The sequence below is a fragment of the Glutamicibacter sp. 2E12 genome (assembly GCF_050030965.1).
GTDB lineage: Bacteria > Actinomycetota > Actinomycetes > Actinomycetales > Micrococcaceae > Glutamicibacter.
Window position 1 is genome coordinate 2,464,429 of sequence record NZ_CP188297.1, and the last position, 23,610, is coordinate 2,488,038.

Sequence of the window (23,610 nt, forward strand, 5' to 3'; positions counted from 1 at the left end):
ACAAAATTTTGAACAATCTGCTCAAATGCTAGCAAGAAATCTCTCTCGTTGCTTTCAGCAGGCGGATATTAGTGAGTGAACGCTCTGTTGTAGTAGACAAACGCAAGCAGAACGCTCAACTAACCGGTGGGGCAGCGAGTGGCCCCACCGGTAAAAACTCTTTCTGGGCATTCTTCGTGCCCAGCTGGTCTGGACTACTTTGATCCCGGGAGTGAATTTGTCGGTTATCAGCGAGCTGCGCATGCAGCCAATGAACCATCGCGTACTCTCCTGGAACCCCGGGCTGACCGCTCGACTGGTGATCACCGTGTCCGTCAGCTTCCTGCTGCTGGTCGGAGCCAACCTGGCCACCCCGCTGTATCCGGCACTCCAATCCGAATTGCACCTTGGCGCCATGGGAACCACCGTGGCCTTTGCCAGCTACGTCTGTTCGCTGATGCTCTTCCTATCCACCGTGGGGCATTGGTCGGATCATATCGGACGCCGTGCGGCGCTGGTGATCGCGGTCGTTGTTTCCTTCGCTGGAACCCTGGTCTTCGGATCGGCCGGCAACCTGCTGGAACTGTGCCTTGGCCGTGGTTTGCAGGGCGCCGGTGTCGCGCTGGCTACCGGTGCTAGCGCCGCGGCCCTGCGTGAACTTCTTCCTGCGCGGCCTGAGTGGGCTTCGCGCTTCACCCTCTTGGCCTCATCGGGCGGTGTCGCCTTCGGACCGGTCTTGGGCGGGCTGCTGGCTCATCTGCCTGGCGGGCGCACTACCGTGTTCATGGTGCAGGCGTTCTTGCTGCTGCTGGTCCTGGTCCCATTGAGCACCCTGCAGGCCCGTCCGGCCATTGCGCTGGTTGAGCGCGGACAGCGAAGCAAGGCCCTGGCCCCACGCCGCTTGGGCGTCCCCAGCTCGGCCCGGGCACCGTTCTGGCTCGCTGCACTCGTTGGCTTCTTGAGCTTCGCCATCTTCGGCTTCGTGCTGTCCTTGGCACCTGGCTACTTCGCCCAAGCCTTTGGCCTGGATTCGGTGCTGGTCATTGGCCTGATTGCCGGCCTGCCCTTGGGCATATCCGCCCTGTCGCAGCTGGTCGTGCGCGGCGGCAAGGCCTTGCTGCCTATCGGTCTGGGATTGATGGCGGCCTCCACCGTAGTGCTGGCCGTGGCTGCCGAGCATCGCCAGCTGCCATGGGCCATCGCGGCATTGGTATTCGTGGGCCTGGGCCAGGGCATGGCCTTCCGCACTGCTTTCGCTCAAGCGGTGGACGCGGTCAACGACAAGCAGCACGCCCAAACCGTGTCCACCATATACCTGGTGACCTACCTGGGCAGTGCTGTTCCAGTCATCGCGCTGGGCTGGGCCGTCGGGGTCTTCGGGCAGCAGCAGAGCATCCTGGTCTTCTCCATCGGCTGCGCCGTGGTGGCGGCAGTGCTAGCCGTCTGGGCACTGGCAGGACTGCGCAAAGTACGCTAGAACCGGGCGTACTGTGGAGGCATGACTAGTCCCCTTCCAGCGCCTGCTAGCCGCGGCGCACAGTGGGCCGTGGCTGCACGCATCTACATTCCTGCACTGTGGCTCGGCCTGATCATCGGCATTTCATTCATCGAGGCACCACTGAAATTCACCGCACCCGGAATCACCATTCCCTTGGGACTGGGCATTGGACGCCGCGTCTTCTTCGCCATGAACATGGTCGAGATCATCTTCTTCATTGCCCTGGTGGCCGGGTCGGCCAAGCGCGCTGCCGGCAAGGCCTGGGGCTGGGGCGTAGGGCTGGTCGGCCTATTGCTGCTGATTAAAACCGCAGCGATCCGCCCGGGCCTCTCTGCGCGTACCGATGCGGTGCTTGCAGGAGTCTCCGATGGCGGATCGCTATGGCATTACGCCTATATTGGCGTGGAATTCTCCTTGACCCTCGCTCTGGTTGCGCTGCTGCTGATGGCAGCCAAGCGCTGGATCAGAATTACCGGGCGCTAGCCAGCTGGCAGGCCTCGGCGGTAATCATCACCGATTCGAGTCGAGCGTGCTCCTCGGTGGGGTAATGGATGGTGATCAGTTCATCTGCCTGAGCTGCCGAAGCGAAGTGGCGCAGGTATTCGGCAACCTGTTCTCCGGTGCCCACCGCGGTGTAGCGCATCATGTCCAGGATCTGCTGCGCCTGCGGAGTATCCATGAGTATATCGATCTCCGCTTCGGTGAATTCCTTCTTCGCGGAACGGCCGATGAAGCTTGCCACGCGATGGCGCTTGGCAACGTCCAGCAGTTCATGCGCTCGTTCAGCCGTTTCCGCAGCCAGCACGCCTACGCCGGCAATGACATACGGTTCAGCCAGTTGCTCTGAGGGGGTGAACTCCTCGCGGTAGATGCGGATCGCTTCATGCAGCGCAGCCGGTGCGAAATGCGAGGCGAAGGAATACGGCAGTCCCAGCTGGGCGGCGAGCTTGGCACCGAAGAGCGATGAGCCCAGGATGTACAGCGGAACGTTGGTTCCTGCTCCCGGGGTCGCCTGAACGGTAGGAACCCTGGATTCGCCGGCGAGATAGGCCTGCAGCTCCAGCACATCGTGCGGGAAGGAATCGGCGGCCGACGGGTCGCGGCGCAAGGCACGCAGGGTGGTCATGTCGGTACCCGGTGCACGGCCCAAGCCCAAATCGATGCGGTCGCCGTAGATTTCGGCCAACGTGCCGAACTGCTCGGCGATCACCAGAGGGGAGTGGTTCGGAAGCATGATGCCGCCCGAGCCGAGGCGAATCTTCTCGGTGTGGTGGGCTATGTGGCTGATCAGCAACGAGGTCGCGCTGGAAGCAATGGTGGGCATATTGTGGTGTTCCGCGTACCAGACGCGTTCATACCCATGGCGTTCTGCAGTTTGCGCCAAGCGGACGGAGGACTTGAAAGAGTCGGAAATAGTTGTTCCGGGTTCAACCGGAGCAAGATCCAGAATAGATAGCTTCACACTGGGTACAACCGGTGGCGTACGGGAAGTATTCCAGTAATTTCGGCCTCAAACGCAAGGAACGGCTATCCGCAGTGCGGATAGCCGTTCCTTGGCTAAGTCTGGCGTTAGCGCCAAAGACCTTCTTTAGAGAGCGCGAATGTCTGCAGCCTGCAGACCCTTTGGACCCTCAACAACTTCGAACTCCACCTTCTGGCCCTCGTCCAGGGTGCGGAAACCCTGGGTCTGGATTGCAGAGAAGTGTGCAAAGACGTCTGGATCGCCGCTGTCTGGAGCGATGAAGCCGAAGCCCTTTTCAGCGTTGAACCACTTGACGATTCCGGTTGCCATTTTCTTATTTGGTCCTTTCAGACGTTTCTCGCCGGTTTAGTTGGCGAGCTTGGTTGTAATCTGCGCATCCTCCGAATTCCAGGATGGAGAACGGATAATGCGAAGCAGCCAAGTCATTCACTTCACGTCTAGAAGGGGGCTCGCGTCAACCGAGGTGGTACGACATTCACAAACTTCTAACGGGTACTTCGCGAATTACTTTGGAACTACATTGCCTAGCCTACGTGTTTGGTGACGACAAATGAATAACTTTGAACCAATTAATCAGAAATTTGGTTAAGCGGTGAGCCGAGTTCACCGAAATGCCGGTTTGATGACGCGGAATACGACCACGGCAGCGATCAGGGACAACGCCGCGGCGATGCCGGATGTCAGCAGGACTCCGTGGTCGAAGGCCATGGCTGCGGAGCCCAGCAGAGCTTGCGCATCGGCGGCGCTCAAATCGGCGGCGACCTGGTGCGCTCCGCCCAAAGTCTCGCCGGCAGTTTGCAGCTGGGCATCGGTCAGCGAGCCGGGCGCGAGCAACCGCGAGGTGTAGACCGTATTCAGGATGGTACCGAGCACTGCAATGCCCAGTACCGAGCCCACTTCGTAGGCGGTTTCCGAGATCGCCGATGCCGCGCCGGCCTTGGAAGCGGGTACTGCGGAGAGCACCATGTCATTGGACAAGGTCTCGGTCATGCCGATTCCCGTACCCAAGACAGCAAACGCGGTCATGAGCAGGAAGGAATTGGATCCCTCCCCGGCCAAGATCACCAGCAGGTAGGCGACCGCGGAGAGGATCAGGCCGATGGCCATGATGTTCGGCGTGCCGAAACGGCGCGAGAGCGCCACCGAGAGCAATCCGAAGCCCATGGTCAGCACCAGGCCCGGGGTCATCCACAGTCCCGCCACCAGCGGGGAGAATCCCGCAATGAGCTGCAGATGCTGGGAGACGAAGTAGATGAAGCCCACCAGCGAGAAGATGCCAATCAGGTTGACCATCAACGCGCCAGAGAACAGTGCGTTGCTGAACAAGCGGACATCGAGCATCGGCTGTTCGGCCTTGAGCTGCCGGCGTACGAAAGCTGCACCGCAAATAATGGCCAGGACGATGGCCGCGGCCGAGAAGTACCACGGGGCAGTTACCGCAGTCTTGATGGCGTAGACAAATGGCAAGAGGGTGAAGACCACCAGCAGGATCGAGAGCGGATCCACGCGGCCCGGGTTCGGGTCCTTGGATTCGGGAACAAGGATCATGCCGCCGATCAGCAGGGGCAGGAGCATTGGCACGGCCATCAGGAAGACCGAGCCCCACCAGAAGTGCTCGAGCAGCACGCCGCCGACAATGGGGCCAAGCACAGCGCCGCCGGAGAAGGCCGCCGCCCACACCGCAATGGCGGTTCGGCGTTCGGTATCATCCGGGAAGATATTGCGGATCAAGGACAACGTGGCCGGCATGAGCATTGCGCCGAAGACGCCAAGCAGGGCACGGGCTGCCACCAGCTGGGTGGCATCCGTGGCGAAGGCGGCGAGGGCGGAAACCAGTGCGAAGCCGGTCGCGCCGATCAGCAGCAGCTTGCGCCGGCCGACGCGGTCGCCCAGTGATCCCATGGGGACCAGCAGCCCGGCCAGGATCAGCGGGTAGATGTCGATAATCCACAGCAGCTGGTTCCCCGAGGGGGACAGGGCTCCGGTGATTGCCGGGACCGCGAAGGAAAGCACGGTGTTGTCGACGGAAATGAGCAGTACAGGGAACAGCAGGACCACCAGTGCCGCCCAACGGCGCGGCTTGCTGAGCACTGTAACGCGTTCGGAGATATTCGAGGTCATGACGTTCGCCCTTGGGTAGGTAGTGGAATGCGCGGCGATTTGCCCGCAATTGTTAACTGTACCGTCTAGACGGTATAGTTACAATTGTTGGTAAAGTCAGATCGATCACGAACTACACCTTGGAACGGAGAACTATGGCTCGCCCACCTGCTGCCCGCGGCAAAGTGCTTGACGCCTATATCGCGCTCTTGTGCGAAGAGGGGGAGCGGGCAGCCACGCTGGATGCCACGGCCGCACGCGCCGGGGTCTCCAAGGGCGGGCTGCTCTACCATTTCGCCTCCAAGGATGCGCTGGCGGACGCGGTCATCGAGGCCGCGGAGGAACACGTTGCCCGTGATGTCGAGGGGATGCGCACCGCAGCGGAAGGGGCTTCCGTTTATTACGTGCGCACCAGCGCGGAAGTCGATACCGAATTGGATCGGCACCTGGTGGCCCTGCAACGCCTGGCCCAGGCCGGGGTCAAAGCCGCGACGGAAAAAATCGAGAGCACCAATGAGCGCTGGTACCGGTGCATTCTGGATGAAGTCGGCAGCAAGGACATCGCGCATCTGGTGATGCTCGCCGGCGAGGGGCTCTACGCGAACCTGGCCCTGCCCGGGACTTGGTACGCACGCAATTTTGATGGCGAGCTCAATCGCTTACTAGAGTTGGTCTCGAGAATAAAAAAGTTGGGAAACCTCAACGAATAGCGAGCAGGTAGAAATCAATGAAGAACAAGAGCGTTGCTTCTCCAATCAGAGGACGAGTTGGAGCGCTGCTTGGCATCCTGCTGCTGGCACTGTCCCTGCGCGCCGCGGTGGTGTCAGTATCCCCATTGCTCTCCCGCATTGAAGCGGATATCGCGTTCACCGAGTTCACCACCGGCCTGCTGGCGATGCTCGCGCCCATTGCTTTCGCAGTCTTCGGCCTGCTCACTCCGCGGCTGATCAAGGCTTTCGGTCTGGAAAAAACCCTGATGATCTCGCTGGGCCTAGCCGTCATCGGCCAGGTAGCGCGGATCTTCATGCCCGAGGTCTACTCCTTCCTCGCCCTGTCCATCATCACCTTGGCCGGCTACGGCATGGGCAATGTGGTGCTGCCGCCATTGGTCAAGAAGTACTTCCCGGACCGTATCGGCATGGTCACCAGCGGCTATGTCACAATGCTGGCCATCGGCACCTGGATGGCCCCCCAGTTCTCTGTTCCACTGGCCAATCTCAGCGACTGGAAGATCTCCATTGGTTCCTGGGCCGCCCTGTCGGGCATCGTGCTGGTGCCATGGCTGGTGCAGCTGGTTGCCGACCGCGGGACACAACGCCCGGATAATCCCGTCCACGCCAGCGGGCATCCGCAGCCTATCGCCAAGATCAACCCCTGGAAGTCCAAAGTGGCTTGGGGCCTGGCAATTTTCCTGGCCGGCAACTCGGCGCAGACCTACGTCTACTTCACCTGGCTTCCGCCCTACCTGCAGAACCGCGGCCTCGACGAAATGGCAGCAGGCAACATGCTGGCGCTCTTCGCGATCCTCGGCCTGCCGGTCAGCCTGCTGGTTCCGCTCTGGGTGCCTCGGCTGAAGCACCCGATCATTGCAGTCCTGGTCTTCACCTCGTGCTGGATTGCCGGGCACCTTGGCATCTACCTGTCGCCAACGCAGAACACTGCGTTGTGGATCTGCCTGGCCGGCCTCGGGCAGGGCACCTTCGCCATTGCGCTGCTGATGATGAACCTGCGCTCGCGCACAACCTACGGTTCAGGCGTGCTTTCGGGCTTCGCCCAGGGCCTTGGCTATGCCGGTGCCGCGGTGGTTCCCATGCTCTTCGGCGTGGTGCAGAAAGCCACCGATTCATGGGGCGCGGCCTTCTCGATGCTCGGCGGCTGCGTCATCGTGATGCTGGTCGGCGCGATCATCATCAATCCGCCGCGCACCATCGAAGATGATTCGCCAGGCACCGAGGACCTGGGCAAGCTCGAGCGCATCGACTAGAAGTGGCGCTGCGGACCTTCGCTGGACGGTGGCGTGGGGCGGGAGCGATGCCAATGGCCCGCGGCCAACGGGACCGACCAGCCGAAGCGGATGGAAGCCACGCGGATGGCAAAAGCCAAGGCGGCAATGCCGGCGCCCACCGGAACGTTCATCAGCCCCAGATGCCAGGCCACGGCGGTGAGCGCGGCACCCACCATGGCGGCCAACGCGTAGATATCGCGCGGGTTGAACAAATCAGGGGTGACGTTGGAAATGACATCGCGCATCAAGCCGCCGCCTACGCTGGTGATGACACCAAGCAGGACCGCGGTGACCGGATTGAAGTCGTGTTCCAGGGCCTTGAGCGTACCGGTGACGCAGAACAGGCCCAGGCCTGCCGCGTCGAATAGCTGGACCAGGCGGTGCAGCTTCTGCACCGCGGGGGTAAACGCGTAGACGCACAGCGCGGCGAGCACCGGAGGCACAAAGTAGACCGGATGCGCGAAAGTCGCCGGGGATTGATTGAGAATTAAATCCCGCACCACTCCGCCGCCCAGTCCGCAGACCCCGCCGAGGAAGGCCGAACCGAGCAGATCGAAGCCACGGCGCGCGGCCATCAATGAACCCGCGACGGCGAAGAAGAAAATGCCAATGAGCTCGATCAGGATGTACATTCCGGGCCTTTTGCAGGTCAATCAGTGGGTCAAGGCTCAATTATTGCTCACCGGCGATCTCAGCCAAGAATCTTGGCGAGCTTGACCAAGGTGTTGTGGTTACGGGTCGTCACAATGCGTTGCTTTGCCTGTGCGGCCATGAGCTTCCCGATGGGATTCGCGGTGCTTTCGCCCTTGGGGACAATCCACGCTACGGCACGGCCCTGGACCAGATAGGCTCCTGGCCCAGCGAGTCCCTGGATAGCGGCGCCCACCGCTTGGGCATCCTCAGCCGATTCGCAGAGCGTGAAGTAGCCATGGTGTTCGCTGGCCGGATCAGGCAAGGGCAGCGGGAAGGGCTGGGACAGCTGCTGGATTTCCGCGACGGTGCAGACAAGCGTGGGAATCGGCCGCTGGTAGTGCCCGGCCAGAACCGCATTGCAGTGCTCCTGGACTTCCAACGGATCAGAACTGGATGCGCTGAGCACCGCATTGCCGCTGGCCAAAAGGGTTTTCACGTCGGTGAAACCAGCAGCGAGAAGCAGCTGGGCCAGGTCCTTCATCAGGACCTTGACCCCACCGACATTCACCCCGCGCAGGAATACGGCGTATCTAGTCATGGATCAATCCAAGCGCATCGGATTGATGCTTGTCGAGGGTCGTTATGAGTCATAAAGATCGCTAGGATCAAGAATATGCCTACGCACTTACCCTTTGGATCATGGCCATCATCGATTTCCGCGCATGACGTCGCTGCCGGAACCAAGCCGCTGGGCGGAGCCTGCTTCTTCTCGGACAAGCTCATTGTCCAGGAAGGCCGTCCTGCCGAAGGCGGGCGCGTCACGCTCATGGAATACGGCACCGACGGCACCGCCGGTGCAGAGCTCATCCAGGCACCATTCAACGTGCGCTCCCGGGTCCACGAATACGGTGGCTCCAGCTGGATGCTCATCGAGGGCGGCACTCCGGCCATTGTTTTTGCGAACTTCGCTGACCAGCGGGTTTACCGGCAAACCGTCGGGGAGCACGATGCCGCGGCCCTGACCCCCGCCAGCGTAGCCGACGCAGACCCGCAGCTGCGCTTCGCCGAATTCACCCCTGGTCCAGAAGGCAGCATCCTGGCCATCATGGAGGACCTGCGGGCAGAGCCGGTACGCCACATCGTGCAAATCCCCCTGGACGGCAGCGCAGCCGAGGACCCGGGCAAGATCCGCATCCTCAGCGCCCCGGCGCGATTCGTTGCAGCGCCACGGCTGAACCCCGCGGGAACCCGGCTGTCTTGGATCAGCTGGGAACATCCGAATATGCCGTGGGACTCCACCGAGCTGCACCTGGCTGACTTCACCGAAGAAGGCGTACTGGAGGACACCGTCATTGCCGGTGGAGCAGAAGTCTCGGTCATGCAGCCGGAATGGCTCGATGATGACCAGTTGGCTTTCATCTCCGATGCCAGTGGCTGGTGGAACCCCTACCTCTACCAGGACAGCTCGGCACGCACCACCCGGCTGGTTGACCGTGCCGCAGAATTCGCCGGCCCGCTCTGGCAGGTGGGCACGCGATGGTACCTGGCAGAAAGCGCCCGCACCCTGCTGTGCTCCTACGGCACCGGCACCACCAAGCTGGCACGCTTGCACGCGGACACCGGGGGATTGGAAGACCTCGCGCTGCCATTCACCGGCATCCGCCCGTTCGCGCTGCGTGACGGGTGGCTGCTCGCCGGCACGTCCTCGATGACCCAGGGCGAAGAAATTACCTTGATCAACCTCGACACCTTGGAACACCACCCGGTGACCCGTGCGATTGCGCAGCTGCCGGATCCAGCGGTGCTTCCGGAGGTTGAAGAGTTCGAGTGCAAGAACCTCGCCGGCCAGTCCGTCCATGCGTTGCTCTACCGGCCTTCCCAGGAAGGCTACGCAGGAATGGAGGGCGAACTGCCGCCCTTCGTCACCTTCGTGCACGGCGGCCCGACCAGCCAGGCTTCCCCGACGCTTAGTGCCACGGTTGCCTATTACACCTCGCGCGGGATCGGGGTAGTCGACGTGAACTACGGCGGCTCCACCGGCTATGGCCGCGAGTACCGCAACCGCCTGCGCGGGGCCTGGGGCGTAGTCGATGTTGCCGATACCGTCGCGGTGGTCAACGCGCTGGTAGCGCAGGGCATTGCCGACCCCGCACGCATCGGCATCGAAGGCGGCAGCGCCGGCGGGTGGACCGTGCTGTGCGCGCTGACCTTCTCCAATGCCTTCACCGCGGGCATCAGCCGCTACGGTGTTTCGGATCTGGTGGGCCTGGTGCAGGACACCCACGACTTCGAATCGCAGTACATGTTCACGTTGGTCGGACCGTACCCGGAAGCTGCTGATCTGTACGAGAAGCGCGCGCCAATCAATCACGTGGCGAAGATTTCCTGCCCCGTATTGCTGTTGCAGGGGGATGAAGACAAGGTGGTGCCGCCGGCGCAGTCCCAGATCGTGGCGGACGCGCTGGCCGAACGCGGCATTGCCCATGCGTACATCCTCTTTGAAGGAGAACAGCACGGGTTCAGGAAGTCGGAGAACATCATCAAGGCGTTGGAAAGCTCATTGGCCTTCTACGCGCAGATCTTCGAATTCCAGTCGGACGTTCCGGCGATCGTGCTGTCCTAGGACAGATCAGGACCTGAGTCCGGGGCCTGCCAGGAATCCCGCAAGCGATCCATTTCGCGGCGGTCCTTCTTGGTGGGCCGGCCGGCGCCGCGTTCGCGGATCGGTACCTGGGGAATGACCAGGCGTTCGCGCGGCGGGGTGTGGTCGATGTAGCATTTTGCGGCAACTGGCGCGCCGACGCGCTTGGAGATCAGCCCGCTGACTTCCAGCTCGCGGTCGAAACCGTCTTTGCGCACACGGATGCGATCACCGGAGACAACGGTTTGCGAAGCCTTCACCGGATCGCCGTTCAAGCGAACATGTCCGGCACGGCAAGCAGTGGTCGCGGACGAACGGGTCTTGTAGATGCGCACTGACCACAGCCACGCATCGAGACGTACTTTGCCGCTTCTTGGAATTTCGACCATGGGAAAATTCTAGATCAGCAGATGGCTAGCGCCGCTGAAGCTGCTAAACCGTAGCCTCGTCGCAAATCCCGATCAGGCGCTGCTGCAGCGCTTCGGGTGCTTGGTCTCCTGAATTTGCGAGCTCCTGGAGCACATCGACCAAGTCTTGCGGCAGGCCACCGCCTTGGACCGACTTCACAATGGACGAGAGGACACGAAGTTCGCTAGCGTCAATGGTGCCGTCCTGGACCGGTGCGCAGGCCTGGCGCACGATTTCCTTGGACGCTGCATCGGTCAGCTGGTTAGCCGCGTCGGCCGCGGTGTCTTCAACAAATGCGCATCCGGTGCTCAATAGAGCCATACACGAAATCGCAACGAGTGCTGTTGCCTTTCGAACTTTCTCAATCCCCATAACAATAAATCATAGCCATGGAGATTGAGTTTCTGCTGAATGCCAACCGAGTCGATCATCTGAAGATCGGATGGCATGATGCACAATGGATCGGTGACTAGCCAGCAGAAGAACACCGCAAATGACAGCGCAACGGGGCAGCAAATCATTGCCCAACTGGCCCGGGAACTCTCCGAGGAATCCGCGGTCGCCCCCTGGCAGATCAAGGCAGCGATCGAGCTCCTGGACTCCGGATCCACCGTTCCCTTTATTGCCCGTTATCGCAAAGAGGTTACCGGCATGCTCAGCGACAGCCAGCTGCGCCTGCTCGAAGAACGGTTGCGCTACCTGCGTGAATTGGAAGACCGCCGCGCAGCTGTACTGGAAGCCATCGCCGAAGCCGGCAAGCTGACCGACCAGCTTGCCGAGGCGATTCGCGCCGCCAGCACCAAGGCGGAACTCGAAGACCTGTACCTGCCATTCAAATCCAAGCGCCGCACCAAGGCCCAGATTGCCCGCGAGGCTGGCCTGGAAGCCTTGGCCGATCTGCTGCTCGCGGACCCAATGACGGATCCGGTGCAGGCGGCTGCCGACTACCTGAACCCGGATGCAGGATTTGCCACCGACGCAGATGCGCTTTCCGGCGCGCGTTCCATCGTGACCGAGCGCGTATCCCAGGATGTCGTTCTCGCCGGTGAACTGCGCGAACGCCTGTGGAACACCGGCAAGATCGGTGCCAGCGTCGCCTCGGGCGCCACCGCAGAGGGCCAGGGAAAGTACTCCGATTATCTGGACTATGTGGCACCACTTGATCGCTTGCCATCGCACCGGGTCCTGGCACTGTTGCGCGGTGAACGCGAAGGCGTGCTGAATCTGCAGCTCGCTGAAGCTGATCCACGCGACGAACAGGCCTTGGACGAAGCGCGCAGCGCCTACGAGAACGCTATCGCCTCCTCCCTGGGGCTGAACGTTCCCACCGGTGCGCCGGCTGCCAAATGGATTGCGCAGACCGTGCGTTTGGCGTGGAAAGCCCGCCTGCTGACCCGCTTTGAATCCGACCTGCGCTCACGCCTGTTCGAAGCCGCTGAAGATGAATCGGTGAAGATTTTCGCGGCGAACTTGCGCGATGTGCTGCTGGCGGCGCCGGCCGGCAACAAGGCCGTGCTGGGCTTGGACCCGGGCCTGCGCACCGGTGTGAAAGTTGCAGTGGTGGACCTGACCGGCCAATCGGTGGAAACGGCAACGATCTATCCCCATGCGCCAGCCAATAAATGGAATGAATCCATCGCGGTACTGGCCAAGCTAGCCCAGAAGCACGGCACCACGCTGATTGCGGTAGGCAACGGCACAGCGGGGCGCGAAACAGACCGTCTGGCTGCCGAGGTCATCAAGGTGCTTGGCGGCGCGGGCGTCAGCAAGGTCATCGTCTCGGAAGCCGGCGCTTCGGTCTACTCGGCCTCCGAACTGGCCAGCCAGGAACTGCCGGATATGGATGTGTCGCTGCGCGGCGCGGTATCGATCGCCCGCCGCTTGCAGGACCCGCTGGCCGAGCTGGTGAAGATCGATCCGAAGTCCATCGGCGTGGGCCAATACCAGCACGATGTCACTGCCTCGAAGCTGGACCGCGCGCTGGATGCGGTGGTCGAGGACTGCGTGAATGCCGTAGGCGTCGACGTGAATACCGCATCCCCTGCCTTGCTGGCCCGGGTAGCCGGCGTGGGACCGCTGTTGAGCCGCAACATCGTGGATCACCGTAACGCCAACGGCCCTTTCGCTACCCGCAAGGATCTGCTGAAGGTACCGCGTTTGGGCGCCAAGGCCTTTGAACAGTGCGCGGGCTTCTTGCGCATTACCGGCGGCAAGGAGAAACTCGATGCTTCCTCGGTGCACCCCGAAGCTTATGTTCTGGCCAAGACCCTGCAGAGCAGCGCGGAGGCGCAGGGCCGCCGGCTTGAAGAGCTGAACCCGCAGGACTTCGCCACGGACCAGTTTGGCGAGCCAACCATTCGTGACGTGATTGCCGAGTTGCGCCGTCCTGCCCGCGACCCCCGTGGCGAATTCGTGACGGCCACGCTCAAGGAAGGCGTTGAGACCATCAAGGACGTCAAGCCGGGGATGATCATGGAAGGCACCGTCTCCAATGTTGCCGCCTTCGGTGCGTTCGTGGACCTGGGCGTCCACCAGGACGGCCTGATCCACGTCTCGGCCATGAGCAGCAAGTTCATTTCGGACCCTCGCGAAGTGGTCAGTTCCGGCCAGATTGTCAAGGTCAAGGTGCTGGAAGTGGATACCGTGCGCAAGCGCATTTCGCTGACTCTGCGACTTGATGACGAACTGCCTGCTGCTGGGGGAGAGGCGAAGGACTCCAGACCAGGCGAACGCAAGGGACCGGGAGCTGGTCGTTCGGCGCGCTCGGGCCAGAACCGCACTGGGCAGAACCGCAAAGCCGAGCCCGCGCAGGGCAAACCGGCTGCACCGGGCAACACCGCGATGGCCGAGGCGCTGCGCAGAGCAGGACTGGGCAAGTAGGTTAGCATCGTATCGGCATGCCTAAGTTAGGTTAGTATCGGCTACATTAACTCGATCCCAACTTGGGATGATTCCCTAATTCAGGTTTGACTAAGTGAGTCCGAACTTCGGTGACAAGGTGGCAAAACAGGTTTAGTCTGATGACATGGAACTTACAGGAAAACTGGCAGAAGCCTTCAGCACCCAGGTAACTCTCGAACTAACCGCAGCAACGGTTTACCGTCAGCTGGCAGTTGAAATGGACGTATTGAGCCTTCCCGGCATTGCTGGCTGGTTCCGCGCCCAGGCCGGCGAGGAAATCGTGCACGCGGAAAAGTTCATGACCCACATGACCGACCGCTCGGCCCACCCGAAGATTGGCGAGCAGCCTGCCCCGACTGTGAATGTGAACAGCGTTGCAGATGCCTTCGCAGCTTCCTTGGCCCACGAGCAGAAGGTCTCCGGAGCGATTCGCGAGCTGTACCGTTTGGCGCAGACCGAGGGTGACATCGACTCCCTGCCGCTGCTGCACTGGTTCATCGATGAGCAGGTTGAAGAGGAAGCCACCGTTGGTGAAATCCTGGATCGCGTCAGGATGATCGGCAACGATGGAAGCGGCCTGCTGCGACTGGATGCAGAGCTCGGCTCGCGTTCTTCCGCATCCTAAGAGGCGGCGAAGCACGCATCTTCTAAAAATGGAATAAACTTAGGGAAGCAACCGGTGGTTGCTTCCCTAAGTTTTTTCATTTGAGGTGGTTGTGAACCAGGTGGGCTATCCACATCAGTCGGCTCGGACGTCGTCCATTGCCAATACCCACCGGACGACTGCCTCGCTCAAGCTGCGCAAGGGCGCCGGCCGCCACTACGTAGTGCAGAGCCATTTGGAGCAAGGCACAGAGCTGGTCCTGATTGAGGTCAACGGCTCGTGGGCACATGTTCTCGTGCACCAGATCTACGGTTGGCTGCCGAATATCTATCTTGAAGCGATCCCGGCGGTCTTTGACGAGCCGGTACTCGCCGAAGACGATGACGAGCTGGCCGAGCCAGTTCTTTCACGCTATTCATTGATCGAAGCCACCCATGCTACGACGGCAACGTTGAATCTGCGCAAGGGCAGCGGCACTGGGTATCCGGTGCTCAAGGTCATTGACCAGGGGTCCAAGGTCCGCTCGATGCTCCAGCAGGGATTGTGGTCCCAGGTGCAGTGCGGCAAATTGCTGGGCTGGGTACCCAGCATGTACTTGCAGGAGATCCCCTCCCGTCCAGCCAAGGGCGGGCTGATCGCCGTCCCCAACCAGCGGGCACTGACCACCATCGGACTGAACGCGAGACGCGGTCCTGGCGACCATTACTCGCTAGTGCGGATTCTTCCGGCCGACACTGCCGTGGTCATCGTCGCGCGCCAGGGCGCGTGGCGGCAGATTGACCGTGACGGCGAAGAAATGTGGATCCCTGCCAGCCAGCTTCGTACGGTGTACTGACCAGATTCGATTCTGTTTCAGGCGATCTGCAGATCCGCAGACGAAACCAATCCGGATTCTGTAGCCACTACTGCCAGCTGCACACGATTGGTGACGCCCAGTTCCTCCATGATGCGCGCCAAGTGGAGCTTCACCGAGCCCTCGGAGATGTGCGCGATGCGGGCGATCTGAGAATTGGTGAGCCCGGCCGCGACGAGGCGCACCAGGCTGCGATCGCGTTCGCTGAGCTTGCGTACAACGGATTGCTGGTCTGAGCGGCGCACGATTTTCGCGGTCGATTCCCAACCGTCCGACGGCTGGGCAAAAAGTTGGTAGCCTGCAGCGAGCATGCGCAATGCGCTGGGCAGTTCCGAGCTGATGGAGCTTTTCGAGATCAGTCCCGAGCTGCCAGCATCGTAGGCCTTGGAGATGTCGTCCCGCTGGTATCGGGCAGCCAACACCACGATCTTGGTATTCGGTGCACTCTCGGAGATTTCCCGAATCGAGCAATACAGATCCGTCCCATTCAGCGACGATTCCAGGATGACGAGGTCCGGCTTCAACTCGGTTGCAGCTTGAACGGCCTCGGACATGCAATCCGAAACATGCTCGATCACCATGTCGCTGGCCTCGGCTAAGACTCCAGCAATCCCGGCCCGTGAGAAATGGTCACTATCAGCCAGATGAATGCGGATGTGCGACATACAAGAATCCTCCATCACTACGAACTGGTGTTGTCCTGGCCAATCCTTCCTAACCCGTTCTGCGGTGGGGAAAGCTAGCAGGTGATTCACAGTCTATGGCTAACTAGTCAAATCCCTTGGCTTGACAGATAGCATTGCGAGGTTGTTGTCATATTGTTACATCACTGTTTGGGTAAATTTTCAGGTCAGTGGTTGTAAGTGCATTATTTTCTCCAATGGCAGGAAGTTAAATTACTGCCCAGTATTACCTGCTGGCCATCGATTCTGACCGTATGGCCAAGAAGTTTGACCTGAGTATGCAAAGAAATGACTGAAAGAAACCTGTGAGTCGGGGTTCGTCCAGCATAGGGTCAAATAGGAGCTTTGCGAAGTTTCCTAGATCACAACCAATTTTTGGAGGACAAGTGGTGCAAGCAAATAATTTGCCACCAGCAAAGGCAGGAAAAGGGCGCGTTGCGCGCCCAGTACTTGCTGGCGCAGTCGTAGCTAGCCTTTTCGTTGCCCCAACCGTGACCGCGGCTTATGCAGCTCCTGACGACCTTTCGGAAGCATACGGCCAGGTTATAAATGTCGACGGTCTGGGCCTGGATGTAGCTGACGCAGGCTACTCCTACTCAGCCAACCCGAGCTCCCCAGCGGCTCAGTCGAACCCATTGAATGTGGCGGCGCTTAACGGTGCGCTGAATCTGACGCTGCCGACCATTAACCTTCCAGTAATCAGCGATGACGCCTCAGGCCTCCTTGAGCTTGGTCAGGCAGGCGCACTGTCCTCGTATGCAATTGCTGATACTGCGACTCATGCCAAGGCTTCGGCAGGCGTGCTGGGTGCAGACGGTGCATTGGCACTAGACAGGGCACCTGGCGATCTTGCAACGATCGATCTGACCAAGCTTTTCGGTCAGCTGAACTTGGACGGCGTGACCAACCAAGTGTTGGACGTTGCGGAACTGCAGCTGGGCGCACTTGGTTCGACCACCGAGCGACTCGATGGTGCGAATCCAACGCACGAATACCAGATTGCTTCCGCGACTGCTGACCTGCACAGCCCATTGCTGTCGCAGTTGAGTGAAGATCTGACTGCCACGACTACCGAGGTCGGCACCGCCCTCAACGGCCTGGTGGGCACGGGTGGCACCGTGTCCAGTCTCGTAGATGCGCTAAACCTGCTCAACATCAACGTGCTTGTCGCTCAAGCTGGCATTTCCAATGCTGCTCTTTCGATCGACGGCCTTGACGGTGTTGTGGATATTTTGAATTCCGTGATTACTGAGGAACTGGTTTCGGATTCGGGTTTGGTCTCGTTGAATCTGGGCGAAGGAACTGTTCACCTGGATCTGTCCAAGGCAATTGAAGGTGGCCTGAACGATCAGCCAGCGAATACTAAGTTGCTGGATGACAAGATCGCGTCCAAGGTCAGCACCGAATTGACGGGACTTCTAAACGAGGTCGTCACCAATTTGACGACTGCTTTGGACGAAATTCTTAATACTGCCACGTTCAACTTGACCGCGAATATTGATGTCAGAACTGCGCTTGGTGGCGTGGCTGAAGGCAAGATCGATCTCAGCGGTACTCTTAATGGTCTTCTCCACGGAGATACTGAGAACTTCGCCGACAATAGTTCGCTTGTGCTGCTTCCAGGAAGCCTCATTGAGCTGGACTTGACTTCTGCGTTGAACAGCATTGTTGCCGCAGTAACTACTACGACTGGCAATGTCCTTGACGCAACAACTGGTCTCGTCGATGCGCTTCCGGGCGCGATCCAAGGTGCAGTCGACGGTGTGGTCGCGCCATTGATTGAAAATGGTATCGAACCACTCCTTGCTGGCGTTCTTGAGATCACCATCAACGAGCAGAATACGATTGCCAGCGCTGACCTTGGCGTTGCTGCCGTTGCGCAGCCAGCAGAACCAGCTCCCGAGGGCGAACTGAACTACGTTACCGCTCTGGCGATCGATGTGCTTCCGGACGCTCCAGCGCTGACTGTTGGCGTTGACCTGGGTACTTCAGCTGTTCGTGCTGCTGCCGAATACGCAGATGTCGTCATCACAAGCCCCGTACCAACCGACGCCTTCACCGAAGGTGACGAAGTCATTGTCACTGGTACCGGTGAACCGAATACCACTGTTGATGTAACGCTTGCAGATGGCACCCCAGTCACTGTCGACGTTGACGCCGAAGGTAACTGGACCACCACCTTCCCTGATGTTCCAGCAGGTGAGCACATCATCACCGCAACGGACGGAATTAGCACAGACGACGTGACCATTACGGTTGCCCCTGCTGCTACCGATGCTGACGCTACCGATGCAGTTGATGCTGACGCTACCGATGCAGTTGATGCTGACGCTACCGATGCAGTTGATGCTGACGCTACCGATGCAGTTGATGCTGACGCTACCGATGCAGTTGATGCTGACGCTACCGATGCAGTTGATGCTGACGCTACCGATGCAGTTGATGCTGACGCTACCGATGCAGTTGATGCTGACGCTACCGATGCAGTTGATGCTGACGCTACCGATGCAGTTGATGCTGACGCTACCGATGCAGTTGATGCTGACGCTACCGATGCAGTTGATGCTGACGCTACCGATGCAGTTGATGCTGACGCTACCGATGCAGTTGATGCTGACGCTACCGATGCAGTTGATGCTGACGCTACCGATGCAGTTGATGCTGACGCTACCGATGCAGTTGATGCTGACGCTACCGATGCAGTTGATGCTGACGCTACCGATGCAGTTGATGCTGACGCTACCGATGCAGTTGATGCTGACGCTACCGATGCAGTTGATGCTGACGCTACCGATGCAGTTGATGCTGACGCTACCGATGCAGTTGATGCTGACGCTACCGATGCAGTTGATGCTGACGCTACCGATGCAGTTGATGCTGACGCTACCGATGCAGTTGATGCTGACGCTACCGATGCAGTTGATGCTGACGCTACCGATGCAGTTGATGCTGACGCTACCGATGCAGTTGATGCTGACGCTACCGATGCAGTTGATGCTGACGCTACCGATGCAGTTGATGCTGACGCTACCGATGCTGATGGCACCGATGTGGACGGCGACGAAGACGGTGAATACCTGCCAGTGGACATCGTGACTCCACTTGAAGGCTCGACCGTTGAAGGACCTAACGTGCTCGTGAAGGGCACCTCGGATCCAAACGCTGTGGTAACCGTCAAGGCTACCGAAGTCGCTGATTCCGCTATTGCAAAGGTGTTCGCATTCTTCCAGAACGCCATTGCAGCTCCGGAGCTCGTAGTTGCTGCCGATGATGAAGGCAACTGGGAAGTAGTCTTCGAGGAGGTTGAAGTTGGCCAGTACTCGGTCTTCGCCGATGATGGTCGTACCAACGACACCACTACCTTCCAGGTGGTTGAAGCTGCAGTTGATGCTGACGCTACCGATGCTGACGCTACCGATGCTGACGCTACCGATGCTGACGCTACCGATGCTGACGCTACCGATGCTGACGCTACCGATGCTGACGCTACCGATGCTGACGCTACCGATGCTGACGCTACCGATGCTGACGCTACCGATGCTGACGCTACCGATGCTGACGCTACCGATGCTGACGCTACCGATGCTGACGCTACCGATGCTGACGCTACCGATGCTGACGCTACCGATGCTGACGCTACCGATGCTGACGCTACCGATGCTGACGCTACCGATGCTGACGCTACCGATGCTGACGCTACCGATGCTGACGCTACCGATGCTGACGCTACCGATGCTGACGCAGGCGATGCTGACGCTACCGATGCTGACGCAGGCGATGCTGACGCTACCGATGCTGACGCTACCGATGCTGACGCTACCGATGCTGACGCAGGCGATGCTGACGCAGGCGATGCTGACGCTACCGATGCTGACGCAGGCGATGCTGACGCAGGCGATGCTGAGGGTACTGACGCAGGCGATGCTGAGGGTACTGACGCAGGCGATAACGACAGCAACGATTCGGGCAAGAACGATTCTAAGAACGATTCCAAGAAGGACAAGTTGGCCGACACCGGCGCTAACGCTCCACTGGTAATCGGCGGAATCGCCTTGCTGCTGGTCCTCGCAGGTGGAGCCGTAACCGTGCTCCGTCGCAAGAAGGCCTAAGCGATCATAAAGTAGCACCATAAATCTTGAGCTGGGCAGCTAATAATAGTTGCCCAGCTCAAGACTTTTTATTTTGCACATGACTCAGTTTCAAATGTGTATCTGAACCTTATTGTGCTGGAATATAGTTCTCTTAAATAGGCGAGAAATCGATACAGAAGCTTTCAGTAGCTGGCTGAATGCCCGGCAAAGTGTCCAGCAGAGATTGAAGTCGATAGAAAATTTGGGCAATGATGGCAAGCGGCATGACGCCCTGACGTTCGAGAGGTAAGGATGACCAAAAAAGGTCAGACGCGAAGGCTGGTAGCCGTAATTGTTGCGTTGGTAATGGTACTTGGCTATAGCGCAGTAGCAGTATCCATGGCAGTGGAAGCATCTAATCCGGTAAAACGGGAATTATCGCCGTTCTTCAGCCAGAAATGGAATGTCTTCGCTCCGAATATTCAGAAGCGCGACTACTACCTGGAGGTCCGCTCCCGGTCATATGATGACGACGGGAAAATCACCGAATCTGAATGGATTCCCGTAACCGAAGTAGAACGGCTACTGAATAAAGGCAGCTTGGCTCCCTCCAGGATTCAAAAACTCTCTCAAAACACCACCAGTGTTTATCTCTCACGATTCAACAAGCTGAAGACTGATCAGCGAGAAACCGCACGGAAGAACTTCGTCTCTGTTGACGGCAAGAACCGTAACGTCATGAGTGACAGCGAAGTCGTCAAAGCCATCCAAGGTGAAGAAAAAAACTCATCACGCGTCGTGAACTTTGTACGTATGGATTACATGCTTGTTCGATACGCCACGGTTTACGCTGAAGCCTATACAGGGGAGAAAGCACGTGATGTCCAATGGCGGATCATCGGAGATCGAAATAACGACTTCAACCATCGCTTCATGGATGACAAGCAATTCGAAACGAGCGTACGAACCTTCGGATGGCGTGCAGCTGATGCCAGCCCGTACGAACTTGCCGTAGAGCATTTGGAGAACATGATTGAACGCCAGGAAGGCCGATAGGAAATGACATCTCTTATTGATAAATTCGGAAACTGGCTTCTAGAATCCAAACACTCCCTGATCAGCTTCTCGCTGCTGCGTATTATTTACGGCATCGGTATGCTCACCGTCTTGCTGCCAAGCATGGGGGACCGTTCCATACTTTGGGGCCCAGCCTCATGGTGGGTTGATCCGGAAGCTAAGCGGCGTGGCTATTGGACCTTTGACACGCTTCTGACCAAGAGCGATGAATTACTCTTCAGCATTGGGTACATGGCCTTCATTGCCATTGTGCTGATCTTCATCGCTGGCTGGAAAACTAAGTACATCACGCCATTGTTCCTGCTGTTCCTCGTTGCATTGCAGTCCAACAACCCATATCTCACCAACGGTGGGGATACGCTAACGCGAATCACCTTGCTCTTCCTTGTATTCGCCAACCTCAACGAGCATTTCTCCGTGGATTCTTGGTTGCGGCGACGTAAGGGAAAGACCGTTAAATGCAAGAACAAGCCAGCATGGAATGCGGTCCACAATATCGTGCTTCTGCTGTGCATGGCCCAGATCGTCATTGTCTACGTTATTTCCAGTTACCTGAAAGTTGTCGGAGATAACTGGCTCGATGGAACGGGCTTCTACTACGCCCTGAACTTGGAGTCGTATCAGATCTATCCAGGTCTTAATGAACTGATTTGGCAGTCTAGTTTGTTTATCAAAATATCATCGTGGATGACTCTGATCGCCCAGGGCGGTTTCATCATTTTCATTCTGTTGCGCAAGTTGCGACCATGGGCCGTTGCGGTCTTATTCACTATGCACATGGGCATCGCGCTTCTGCTTGCAGGCCTTTGGCAATTCTCATTGGTCATGATCGCTTTGGACTTGCTCTTCATTTCCAATAAAGAATGGGCAACTATCGCCGGGTTCGTGAATAAGAAGATTCTTAAGAAACGCTCAATCGAAGATGAACTTTTCGAAGAAAAGGAATTGGTTGCAGCTGGACGATAATTAGACAAAATATGGGGTAGCTGAACTTCTGGTTCAGCTACCCCATATCGTTTAAGGAACTACTCGCCTACGTAGAACAGGCGCTTGTTCACGAATTCATCCATGCCCAGCGGGCCAAGCTCGCGGCCGAAGCCCGAACGCTTCACGCCGCCAAATGGCATTTCTGCACCCTCTGCGCTGGCTGCATTCACGTTGGTCATGCCGGACTGCAGCTTCTGCGCCACCTTCGAGGCGCGCTCGACGTCGGTGGAGTGCACCGAACCGCCCAGGCCATAGATGGTGTCGTTGGCCAGCTCGGTGGCTTCCTCGTCGCTGGATACCTTGTAGACCACGGCTACCGGACCGAACAGCTCCTCGTAGTAGGCACGCATTTCCTTGGTGATGCCGGTGAGCACCGCTGGGGAGTAGTAGGCCGAAGGGCCGTCATGCAGCACGCCGCCGGCGTGCAGGGTAGCGCCCTTGGAGACGGCATCCTGGACCTGCTCGTGCAGGGATTCTGCTGCCTTGCGCGAGGACAGCGGAGCGAAGGTGCCCTCGGCTTCCGCCATCGGGTCGCCAGGCTGCAGGCCTTCGGCACGCTTGGTCAGTTCGGAAACGAACTCGTCGTAGATGTCTTCCATGACGATCATGCGCTTGTTCGAGTTGCAAGCCTGGCCGGTGTTGTCGATGCGGTAGCCCCAAGCGGTATCCACGATGCCGGATACGTCATCGGAGTCCAGGACAACGAAGGGATCCGAGCCGCCCAGCTCCAGCACGGCCTTCTTCAGGTTTCGGCCGGCCTGCTCGCCGATGATGGCGCCAGCGCGCTCCGAACCGGTCAGCGAGACACCCTGGATCCTGGCATCGGCGATGATGGTGGAGATCTGGTCGTGGGTGGCGAAGAGGTTGTTGTAGACGCCGGCCGGTACTCCAGCCTCATCCATGATTTCCTGGATGGCCAGTGCTGAACGCGGGCAGGACTCGGCATGCTTCAAGATGATGGTGTTGCCCAGCATCAAGTTAGGTGCCGCGAAGCGCGCTACCTGGTACAGCGGGAAGTTCCACGGCATGATGCCCAGCAGCGGACCAACCGGGCGCTTCTGAACGACGGCCTTGCCGCCGGAGAAGGACTTGATCTCCTGGTCCGCTGCCAAGGCTGGTCCCTCGGTGGCGAAGTACTCGAAGATCTCCTGGCAGAATTCAGCTTCGCCCACGGCCTCGGACAATGGCTTGCCCATTTCGGTGGTCATGATCCTGCCGAGTTCTGCTGCGCGCTCGGCGAAGAGCGTGCCTACCTTGGAAACAATCTTGGCGCGTTCGTTGATGTCAACGTCCTGCCATGATTCGTAGGCGCTCTGCGCGGCAGCCAGCGCCTGTTCGACTTGCTCATCGGTGGCCGCGGCGAATTCCTCGACGACTTCACCGGTTGCCGGGTTCAAGACCTTGTAGGTTGGGGCGCTCATCAATGCTCCTGTCGTATGCACAAAAGTGGTCAGCGTAAGCCGTGTGGATCTAACGCTAGCGGACTCCACGCAATAAATGAATGTAATTCACTTCATATTGCGTCTACTCCGAGCTTATCCGCAGAAACAACATTCAGCCACCAAGGAACAGCAGGTATTTGGCTTGAGTGGAAGTTGCAGACGGAAGCGAATGAAAAAGCCGCGGTTTCCAAGACTTGTCTTGGAAACCGCGGCTCAAGAACACAGGTATTACCCGTGTGATCAGTG

General features: G+C 59.0%; 20 protein-coding genes. 11 read left to right on the forward strand and 9 right to left on the reverse strand.

The features are described from left to right. The first annotated feature begins 211 nt into the window (after positions 1-211). Together ACP3TE_RS11520 and ACP3TE_RS11525 are read left to right on the forward strand one after the other, a co-directional pair. Complete coding sequence (locus tag ACP3TE_RS11520) at positions 212-1,456, forward strand: MFS transporter (protein ID WP_402697626.1); 1,245 nt, start codon at positions 212-214, stop codon at positions 1,454-1,456. A 21-nt stretch (positions 1,457-1,477) separates the two neighbouring features. Continuing rightward, positions 1,478-1,960, forward strand: coding sequence for a hypothetical protein (locus ACP3TE_RS11525; protein WP_332487982.1), 483 nt, complete (start codon positions 1,478-1,480; stop codon positions 1,958-1,960). Here ACP3TE_RS11525 and ACP3TE_RS11530 read toward each other — a convergent pair. The 3 genes from ACP3TE_RS11530 to ACP3TE_RS11540 all read right to left on the reverse strand — a co-directional run bounded on the left by ACP3TE_RS11530 (position 1,947) and on the right by ACP3TE_RS11540 (position 5,081). Beyond that, complete coding sequence (locus tag ACP3TE_RS11530; protein ID WP_426733631.1) at positions 1,947-2,939, reverse strand: LLM class flavin-dependent oxidoreductase; 993 nt, start codon at positions 2,937-2,939, stop codon at positions 1,947-1,949. The genes ACP3TE_RS11525 and ACP3TE_RS11530 overlap by 14 nt on opposite strands. 126 nt (positions 2,940-3,065) lie before the next feature. Then, the gene (locus ACP3TE_RS11535; RefSeq protein WP_013349999.1) at positions 3,066-3,269 is read right to left on the reverse strand and encodes a cold-shock protein; all 204 of its coding nucleotides are present in this window, start codon (positions 3,267-3,269) and stop codon (positions 3,066-3,068) included. Between the two features lie 294 nt (positions 3,270-3,563). Next, positions 3,564-5,081: an MFS transporter gene (locus tag ACP3TE_RS11540; RefSeq protein ID WP_402697624.1), complete on the reverse strand. Its 1,518-nt coding sequence runs from the start codon at positions 5,079-5,081 to the stop codon at positions 3,564-3,566. A 134-nt stretch (positions 5,082-5,215) separates the two neighbouring features. On the opposite strand from ACP3TE_RS11540, the gene ACP3TE_RS11545 reads away from it, so the two are divergent. Further along, entirely contained in the window at positions 5,216-5,770 is a 555-nt protein-coding gene (locus ACP3TE_RS11545) for a TetR/AcrR family transcriptional regulator (protein WP_402697623.1), read from the forward strand. A 17-nt stretch (positions 5,771-5,787) separates the two neighbouring features. Further along, positions 5,788-7,044, forward strand: a complete 1,257-nt coding sequence (locus ACP3TE_RS11550) for a CynX/NimT family MFS transporter (protein ID WP_332594915.1) — start codon at positions 5,788-5,790, stop codon at positions 7,042-7,044. On the opposite strand, the gene ACP3TE_RS11555 is transcribed toward ACP3TE_RS11550, so the two are convergent. Both ACP3TE_RS11555 and ACP3TE_RS11560 read right to left on the reverse strand, forming a co-directional pair. Beyond that, entirely contained in the window at positions 7,041-7,697 is a 657-nt protein-coding gene (locus tag ACP3TE_RS11555) for a trimeric intracellular cation channel family protein (protein ID WP_105658855.1), read from the reverse strand. The two genes, ACP3TE_RS11550 and ACP3TE_RS11555, sit on opposite strands and share 4 nt — an antisense overlap. Before the next feature lie 59 nt (positions 7,698-7,756). Continuing rightward, on the reverse strand, positions 7,757-8,296 hold the full coding sequence (locus tag ACP3TE_RS11560) for a DUF1697 domain-containing protein (RefSeq protein WP_402697621.1): 540 nt from the start codon (positions 8,294-8,296) through the stop codon (positions 7,757-7,759). Positions 8,297-8,371: 75 nt separating this feature from the next. Between ACP3TE_RS11560 and ACP3TE_RS11565 the strand changes: the two genes are divergently transcribed. Further along, positions 8,372-10,321, forward strand: coding sequence for a S9 family peptidase (locus ACP3TE_RS11565; RefSeq protein ID WP_402697619.1), 1,950 nt, complete (start codon positions 8,372-8,374; stop codon positions 10,319-10,321). On the opposite strand, the gene ACP3TE_RS11570 is transcribed toward ACP3TE_RS11565, so the two are convergent. Continuing rightward, positions 10,318-10,728 (reverse strand): RNA-binding S4 domain-containing protein, encoded by a 411-nt coding sequence (locus ACP3TE_RS11570; RefSeq protein ID WP_402697617.1) that lies wholly within the window; start codon positions 10,726-10,728, stop codon positions 10,318-10,320. The two genes, ACP3TE_RS11565 and ACP3TE_RS11570, sit on opposite strands and share 4 nt — an antisense overlap. 43 nt (positions 10,729-10,771) lie before the next feature. Further along, positions 10,772-11,068 carry a hypothetical protein gene (locus ACP3TE_RS11575; protein ID WP_286172318.1) on the reverse strand — a complete coding sequence of 99 codons (297 nt, stop codon included), beginning with the start codon at positions 11,066-11,068 and terminating at the stop codon, positions 10,772-10,774. Positions 11,069-11,197: 129 nt separating this feature from the next. On the opposite strand from ACP3TE_RS11575, the gene ACP3TE_RS11580 reads away from it, so the two are divergent. The 3 genes from ACP3TE_RS11580 to ACP3TE_RS11590 all read left to right on the forward strand — a co-directional run bounded on the left by ACP3TE_RS11580 (position 11,198) and on the right by ACP3TE_RS11590 (position 15,087). Then, positions 11,198-13,627 carry a Tex family protein gene (locus tag ACP3TE_RS11580; protein ID WP_426736225.1) on the forward strand — a complete coding sequence of 810 codons (2,430 nt, stop codon included), beginning with the start codon at positions 11,198-11,200 and terminating at the stop codon, positions 13,625-13,627. A 145-nt stretch (positions 13,628-13,772) separates the two neighbouring features. After that, positions 13,773-14,273 carry a ferritin gene (locus ACP3TE_RS11585; RefSeq protein WP_133834868.1) on the forward strand — a complete coding sequence of 167 codons (501 nt, stop codon included), beginning with the start codon at positions 13,773-13,775 and terminating at the stop codon, positions 14,271-14,273. Positions 14,274-14,373: 100 nt separating this feature from the next. Next, the gene (locus ACP3TE_RS11590) at positions 14,374-15,087 is read left to right on the forward strand and encodes an SH3 domain-containing protein (protein WP_426733636.1); all 714 of its coding nucleotides are present in this window, start codon (positions 14,374-14,376) and stop codon (positions 15,085-15,087) included. Positions 15,088-15,104: 17 nt separating this feature from the next. On the opposite strand, the gene ACP3TE_RS11595 is transcribed toward ACP3TE_RS11590, so the two are convergent. Beyond that, positions 15,105-15,770 (reverse strand): LuxR C-terminal-related transcriptional regulator, encoded by a 666-nt coding sequence (locus ACP3TE_RS11595; protein ID WP_426733638.1) that lies wholly within the window; start codon positions 15,768-15,770, stop codon positions 15,105-15,107. Positions 15,771-16,177: 407 nt separating this feature from the next. On the opposite strand from ACP3TE_RS11595, the gene ACP3TE_RS11600 reads away from it, so the two are divergent. From ACP3TE_RS11600 to ACP3TE_RS11610, 3 genes are all read left to right on the forward strand, one after another. Further along, complete coding sequence (locus ACP3TE_RS11600) at positions 16,178-19,897, forward strand: choice-of-anchor G family protein (protein WP_426733640.1); 3,720 nt, start codon at positions 16,178-16,180, stop codon at positions 19,895-19,897. Between the two features lie 273 nt (positions 19,898-20,170). Next, a complete protein-coding gene (locus ACP3TE_RS11605; RefSeq protein WP_426733641.1) occupies positions 20,171-20,914 on the forward strand; it encodes a DUF5819 family protein in 744 nt (247 codons plus the stop codon). A 3-nt stretch (positions 20,915-20,917) separates the two neighbouring features. Further along, positions 20,918-21,901: a hypothetical protein gene (locus ACP3TE_RS11610; protein ID WP_426733643.1), complete on the forward strand. Its 984-nt coding sequence runs from the start codon at positions 20,918-20,920 to the stop codon at positions 21,899-21,901. Between the two features lie 59 nt (positions 21,902-21,960). On the opposite strand, the gene ACP3TE_RS11615 is transcribed toward ACP3TE_RS11610, so the two are convergent. Continuing rightward, entirely contained in the window at positions 21,961-23,343 is a 1,383-nt protein-coding gene (locus ACP3TE_RS11615) for an NAD-dependent succinate-semialdehyde dehydrogenase (RefSeq protein ID WP_426733645.1), read from the reverse strand. Positions 23,344-23,610 lie beyond the last annotated feature (267 nt).